7 protein-coding genes are annotated in these 6196 nt (G+C 69.9%); 6 read left to right on the top strand and 1 reads right to left on the bottom strand.

All coding sequences use genetic code 11. The annotated features are described in order from the left end of the window. From NS220_RS20325 to NS220_RS18440, 4 genes are all read left to right on the top strand, one after another. Positions 1–370: DNA polymerase III subunit gamma/tau (locus tag NS220_RS20325; protein ID WP_193755423.1), on the top strand; the 370-nt coding region annotated here is incomplete at its 5' end. Then, positions 367–717 carry a hypothetical protein gene (locus NS220_RS18450; RefSeq protein ID WP_058625430.1) on the top strand — a complete coding sequence of 117 codons (351 nt, stop codon included), beginning with the start codon at positions 367–369 and terminating at the stop codon, positions 715–717. The genes NS220_RS20325 and NS220_RS18450, both read left to right, overlap by 4 nt. A 319-nt stretch (positions 718–1036) precedes the next feature. Continuing rightward, complete coding sequence (gene serA / locus NS220_RS18445; RefSeq protein WP_058625429.1) at positions 1037–2641, top strand: phosphoglycerate dehydrogenase; 1605 nt, start codon at positions 1037–1039, stop codon at positions 2639–2641. Positions 2642–2833: 192 nt separating this feature from the next. Next, entirely contained in the window at positions 2834–3025 is a 192-nt protein-coding gene (locus tag NS220_RS18440; protein WP_058625428.1) for a hypothetical protein, read from the top strand. A 59-nt stretch (positions 3026–3084) separates the two neighbouring features. Here the strand turns inward: NS220_RS18440 and NS220_RS18435 are convergent, their stop codons facing one another. Further along, the gene (locus tag NS220_RS18435) at positions 3085–3627 is read right to left on the bottom strand and encodes a TetR/AcrR family transcriptional regulator (protein ID WP_058625427.1); all 543 of its coding nucleotides are present in this window, start codon (positions 3625–3627) and stop codon (positions 3085–3087) included. 79 nt (positions 3628–3706) lie between these two features. On the opposite strand from NS220_RS18435, the gene NS220_RS18430 reads away from it, so the two are divergent. Both NS220_RS18430 and NS220_RS18425 read left to right on the top strand, forming a co-directional pair. Continuing rightward, complete coding sequence (locus tag NS220_RS18430; RefSeq protein WP_058625426.1) at positions 3707–5245, top strand: MFS transporter; 1539 nt, start codon at positions 3707–3709, stop codon at positions 5243–5245. Between the two features lie 25 nt (positions 5246–5270). Then, on the top strand, positions 5271–6196 hold a 926-nt coding region (locus NS220_RS18425), incomplete at its 3' end, for a 3-isopropylmalate dehydrogenase (RefSeq protein WP_058625425.1).

Raw genomic sequence — 6196 nt, 5'->3', positions numbered from 1 at the left:
GGCCCCGGCCGCGCGGCATCCGGAACCGTCCGCGTCGGACGACCTCGATGCCGACGGGACGGATGCCGGCTCCTCGGCGCCGCTCGGCAACGTGGGTCTCGTGGGGATCGGGATGGTCGCTGCGACCTTTCTTCTCTTCGCGATCGGCTGGCTCGTCGCCGGTCTGCAGCTGCGCGGTCTCGGGCTGCCGATCCCCGAGGTGACGATCGTCGCGCTGACGATCGCCGCGGCCCTGGCGCCCCTCGTCTGGTTCGTCGCCGTGCTCGCCACGACGCGCGGGTGGCGAACCTGGCAGCGTTTCCTGCTGCTGATCCTCGGCATCGTGTTGCTCGTCCCGTGGCCGTTTTTGTCGTTGGGAGTCTTCGCATGAGCACGCGCGAGAACGGCGCCGTCCGCACGCGCCGCCTGCCCACCTGGCTGGTCGTCACGATCGCGGGGCTGTTCGGTCTGTTTTACGCGTACGTCGTGTGGAGCGCCGTCGCGCTGCTGGTGCAACAGGCGACCGGTGCTCTGGGGCTCAACGGCCTGGGCTGGTTCGTCTACATCCTGCCGATCGTCTTCCCCTTGATCGCGTTCGGCGTCGCGTTCGCGATCGGCGCGCGACGAACTGCCGGTGAATTCGCGATCGTCCTGCTCGCGGGTCTGACCGTGTCGGCGGCGTTCTGGCTCGCGATCGTGGGCTACGGCACGACTTCCTACGGGTTGTACGGGTCGTAGATCGCCTCTTCCGCGGTCTGGTCCGCGGCCTGCCGGCATCCCCCGAGGCAAGCCCCCACGGCCTCAGCCCTGCGGCGGTGCCGAGACCGGATCGCCATGGCGAGCGCCCTCGCCCGCGGCGAGGGACGCATCACCTGTGTGCAGTCTCGTGGCCGCCGAGGCTCGAAGAGGCGCCCGGCGGGGACGCGCGTCATACGGTCCGGCATCCGATCGGCATCGCGCTAGGCTGGCAGACGGCCCGCACGGGTCGCGCGCCCGGTTCGCGCCGGAGGTGCGACGGTGCGCGGCTGCCCCCAGCACCGTTTCGAAGGACGCATCCGTGACGAAGCCCGTCGTGCTCATCGCCGAAGAACTCTCTCCCGCCACGATCGACGCGCTCGGCCCCGACTTCGACGTGCGAGGCGTCGACGGGACCGACCGCCCCGCGCTGCTCTCGGCCCTGGCCGACGCGCAAGCGGTGCTCGTGCGCTCGGCCACCCAGATCGACGCCGAGGCCCTCGCCGCGGCTCCGTCGCTGAAGGTCGTCGCGCGCGCCGGGGTCGGCCTCGACAACGTCGACATCAAGTCGGCCACCGCGGCCGGCGTGATGGTGGTCAACGCTCCGACCTCCAACATCATCTCGGCCGCCGAGCTCACGGTCGGTCACGTGCTCAGCCTGGCGCGACGCATCCCGGCCGCCCACGCCTCGCTCGCGCAGGGTCTGTGGAAGCGCAGCTCCTTCACCGGCACCGAACTGTTCGAGAAGACGGTCGGGATCATCGGTCTGGGCCGCATCGGCGCTCTCATCGCGGCTCGCCTGCAGGGCTTCGACATGCGCGTCATCGCGTACGACCCCTACGTGACCGCCACGCGCGCGCAGCAGCTGGGCGTGCAGCTCGTCTCGCTCGACGAACTGCTCGAGCAGAGCGATTTCGTCACCATCCACATGCCGAAGACGCCCGAGACGACCGGCATGATCGGCACCGACCAGCTGCGCCGCATGAAGAAGAGCGCGTACGTCATCAACGTCGCCCGCGGCGGCCTGATCGACGAAGAGGCGCTGTTCGAGGCCCTCACGACCGGTGAGATCGCCGGAGCTGGGCTCGACGTGTTCTCGACCGAGCCGCCGGCCGAGGGCGGACCCGCGCGCAAGCTCCTCGACCTGCCGAACGTCGTCGTCACCCCGCACCTCGGTGCGAGCACCGAAGAGGCGCAGGAGAAGGCGGGCGTCTCGGTCGCCCGCAGCGTCAAGCTCGCCCTCGAGGGCGACCTGGTCCCGGATGCCGTGAACGTCGCCGGTGGCGCGATCGATCCGTTCGTGCGCCCCGGCATCGCGCTCGTCGAGATGCTCGGCCAGTTCTTCAGCGGCCTCGCCGACAGCGCTCTCGCGAGCCTCGACATCGAGGTGCGCGGCGAGCTCGCTGCCTACGATGTGAGCGTCTACCGTCTCGCCGCCCTCAAGGGGTACTTCAGCCGCATCGTCAGCGAGAGCGTGTCATACGTCAACGCTCCGCTGTTCGCCGAGCAGCGGGGCGTCGAGGCACGCCTCGTCGTCGAGGCCGAGAGCCCGCTGTACCGGAACATCACGATCCTCCGCGGCACCCTCGCGGACGGGTCGAGCCTTACCGTCGCCGGCACCCTGGCCGGAACGCGGATGGTCCCGAAGGTCGTGGCGATCAACGGTTACGACATCGAGGTGCCGATCGAGCAGCACCACATCGTGATGCGCTACGCCGACCGCCCTGGCATCGTCGCGATCTACGGCCAGAAGCTCGGAGAGGCCGGCATCAACATCGCGGGCCTGCAGGTGGCCGCTCCGGATGCCACGGGTCGCGCGCTCTCGGTGCTCACGGTGGACTCGCCGGTGCCCGACGAGATCCTGGCCGCGATGCGCGAAGCCGTCGGCGCGGACCTGTTCCGCCAGATCGACATCGTTGAGGGCTGAGGCCCGGACGCGTCACGGGGGAGGGGGTCGCTACGGCGGCCCCCTTCTCCGCTTTGGGGGTCAGCGCTCGACCCCCACGGGGCGATGGGGCGTGGTCGCACCGGCCTCGCCGCGAAGGGGGCAGGTCGGCGCGAAGGTCACGCGTTCACGCGCTTTCGGGCGACGCCTAAGCTCCTCGCCGAGAATGCGCGAGTGGCCATCGTCCTCCGCTTCGTCTCCGCCGGTCTCGGCATCCTGTTCCTCGTCGCGGGGGTGGCCGACGTCCTGCGCCGGACTCCGTGGGGGATCCTCGGCGCGATCGGCGGGGTGCTGATCCTCGTCGGCGTCGTCATGGATCTGCGGCGCGAGCGTCGGGAGCGGCAGACGCAGCGGCGGCGCGACTGAGCCGGTCTCGGTTGCTCTCGCGGGCCTCACGCGGGCGCAGAGCGGGTGTGGAGCATGCCTCAGGTGGTCGCGGCGACCACGGCCTCGATGAGCTTGTCGAGATCGGCGCCTTCGACCCGAGGGCTCGGGACGGCGTTCAGGTCGAGCACGGCGTTGAAATAGAGGCCGTCGCTGACCAGGAGGACGATCTGCAGCGCGGTCTCGTCGCGGGTGTGTCCGCGCAGGCTCTCTTCCCACAGCTCGCGCACGTGGCGGAGCGACGCCGTCGCGGTGTCGTTGCCGTTCTGCGCCAAGCGCGACACCGCGAGGATCGTGACATCGAGCGCGGAGCCGGTGTTCTGCGAGGACCGGATGTGCGCCGCGACGGCGCCCTCGGAGGAACGTTCGATCTCGTCGATGTCTTCTCGTGCGAGCTTCTCGAGGCGTTCGACGAGGGCTGCCTCGAGGGCGCTCTTCGAGTTGAAGTGGTAGAGCAGACCACCCTTGGAAACGCCCGCCGCGCGGGCCGTTGCATCCACCGTCGCCGCACGCTCGCCCTCGTCGACGAGGATGCGGGTGAACGCGTCGAGAACGGCTTCGCGGGCGAGTGGGGGGCGGCTCATGTCTCCTCGATCGTACTGGCGAGCGGTGTTTCCTGTCTGTTACTATACCGGCTGGACGGTTTAGAAACGGATTCGAAGAATGCTCACCTCGTCGTTGCCCACGCAAGACATCGCCGTGACCCGCGCCGGGTGGCGCGGATGGTTCGCGCTGGCGGTGCTCATGCTGCCGGTGCTGCTGGTCTCGGTCGACAACACCGTGCTGAGCTTCGCTCTGCCCGAGATCGCGCTGTCCCTGCAGCCGTCGAGCATCGAGCAGCTCTGGATCATCGATGTCTACCCGCTCGTCCTGGCGGGTCTGCTGGTGACCATGGGCACCCTGGGAGACCGCTTCGGTCGGCGTCGCCTCCTGCTGATCGGCGCGACCGGCTTCGCGGCCGTCTCCGCGCTGTCCGCGTTCGCGCCCACGGCGGCGCTGCTCATCGCGGGCCGCGCGCTCATGGGTGTGTTCGGGGCGATGCTCATGCCCTCGACGCTGTCGCTGCTGCGCAGCATCTTCCGCGATCGCGACCAGCGTCGATTCGCCATCGCCATCTGGGCGTCGGGCTTCTCCGCCGGCGCCGCTCTCGGTCCGATCGTCGGGGGCTTCCTGCTCGAGCACTTCTCGTGGGGCTCCGTCTTCCTCATGGCCGTGCCCGTGCTCGTCCCCCTGCTGATCCTCGCGCCGTTCTTCGTCCCCGAGAGTCGCGACCCGCACCCGGGCCGGTTCGACCCGGTGAGCGTGCTGCTGTCGCTCGCGACGATGGTGCCGATCGTCTACGGCATCAAGAAGCTCGCCGTCGACGGCCCGCTGTCGCTCGCGCCGGTCCTGTTCGTCGTCGGCGTGGTCTTCGGCTGGCTCTTCGTCCGCCGGCAGCGGGCGCTGCCGACCCCCATGCTCGACATGTCGCTGTTCCGCAGGGGCACCTTCTCGGGCGCGATCCTGGTCAACCTCCTCAGCGTGGTCGGACTCGTCGGCTTCCTCTACTTCGTCGCGCAGCACCTCCAACTCGTGGTGGGTCTTTCGCCGATGGTGGCCGGCTTCGCCCTGCTGCCGGGGCTCGTGCTCATGATCGTCTCGGGACTCGCGGTCGTTCCGGTCGCGAAGCGCCTCGCTCCCCGCGTCGTCGTGCCCATCGCTCTCACGTTCTCGGTCGTCGCCTACGTCATGGTGGCGTTCTCGACCGCCGACCTCGTCCAGCTCATCGTCGCCTTCGGTCTGCTCGGCATCGGCATCGGCGCGGCCGAGACGGTGTCGAACGAGCTGATCCTCTCGAGCGCTCCCTCGGCCAAGGCGGGAGCTGCGAGCGCCGTGTCCGAGACCGCGTACGAGGTCGGAGCCGTGCTCGGAACGGCCGTGCTGGGTGGCATCCTGGCCGCGTTCTACCGTGCGCAGCTGGTGCTGCCCGCCGGCCTTCCGGATGCCGCCGCGCAGGGGGCACGTGAAACCCTCGCGGGCGCCGTCGCGGTGTCGCAGACGCTCGACGATCCCGCGCTGGCCGAGGCGCTGCGCACGGCCGCGGCGCACGCCTTCGACTCGGGTGTCGTCATCACGGCGCTCATCGGTGCCGGCCTGATCGTCGTGGCCGCGGTGATCGCTGCCACTACCCTGGGAGGATCCCGCGGCGCGTCGAAGCAGTGACGCGCCCCGAGCTCTGAGGAGAGCGATGTCGCGTGTCGTGAAGTTGGCCGTCATCCCCGGTGACGGCATCGGTCCCGAGGTCGTCACCGAGGCTGTGAAGGTGCTCGACGCCGTCACCGCCGCGTCGGACGTCACGTTCGAGAAGACGCCCTTCTCGCTCGGTGCGGGACGCTACCTCGAGACCGGAGACACCCTCACCGACGACGATCTCTCGGCGATCGCCTCCCACGACGCGATCCTGCTCGGAGCGGTCGGGGGAGTCCCCGGCGACCCGCGGCTCGCGAACGCGAACATCGAGCGCGGGCTGCTGCTGAAGCTCCGCTTCGAGCTCGACCACTACGTCAACCTGCGCCCGTCGAAGCTGTACCCGGGATCGACCGGACCGCTGGCCGAGCCCGGCGAGATCGACTTCGTCGTGGTGCGCGAGGGCACTGAAGGCCCCTACGTCGGCAACGGCGGCTCGATCCGCCGCGGCACCGCGCACGAGGTCGCCAACGAGACCTCGGTCAACACGGCCTACGGCGTCGAACGCGTCGTGCGCTACGCCTTCGCCCTGGCCGCGCGGCGCCGCCAGAAGCTCACGCTCGTGCACAAGACCAACGTGCTCGTGCACGCGGGCGGCATGTGGAAGCGCATCGTCGACGCGGTGGCGGGGGAGTTCCCCGGCGTCGCCGTAGACTATCTGCACGTCGACGCGGCAACCATCTTCCTGGTCACGAACCCGGGTCGCTTCGACGTGATCGTCACCGACAACCTCTTCGGCGACATCCTGACCGACCTGGCCGGCGCCGTCACCGGTGGCATCGGCCTCGCCGCTTCGGGCAACATCAACCCCGACGGCGCGTTCCCCTCGATGTTCGAGCCCGTGCACGGATCGGCGCCCGACATCGCGGGAAGCCAGAAGGCCGACCCCACGGCCGCGATCCTCTCCGTCGCCCTCCTGCTCGACCA

It is taken from the genome of Microbacterium testaceum (assembly GCF_001476655.1).
GTDB lineage: Bacteria > Actinomycetota > Actinomycetes > Actinomycetales > Microbacteriaceae > Microbacterium > Microbacterium testaceum_C.
Note: the sequence above shows the minus strand (reverse complement) of the source record. Positions and strands in the feature narration are given on the sequence as shown.

Coding starts and splice junctions, on each gene's coding strand:
- NS220_RS18435 (WP_058625427.1), bottom strand. CDS start 3,627: ATGAGCCGCCCCCCACTCGCCCGCGAAGCCGTTCTCGACGCGTTCACC.
- NS220_RS18430 (WP_058625426.1), top strand. CDS start 3,707: ATGCTCACCTCGTCGTTGCCCACGCAAGACATCGCCGTGACCCGCGCC.
- NS220_RS18450 (WP_058625430.1), top strand. CDS start 367: ATGAGCACGCGCGAGAACGGCGCCGTCCGCACGCGCCGCCTGCCCACC.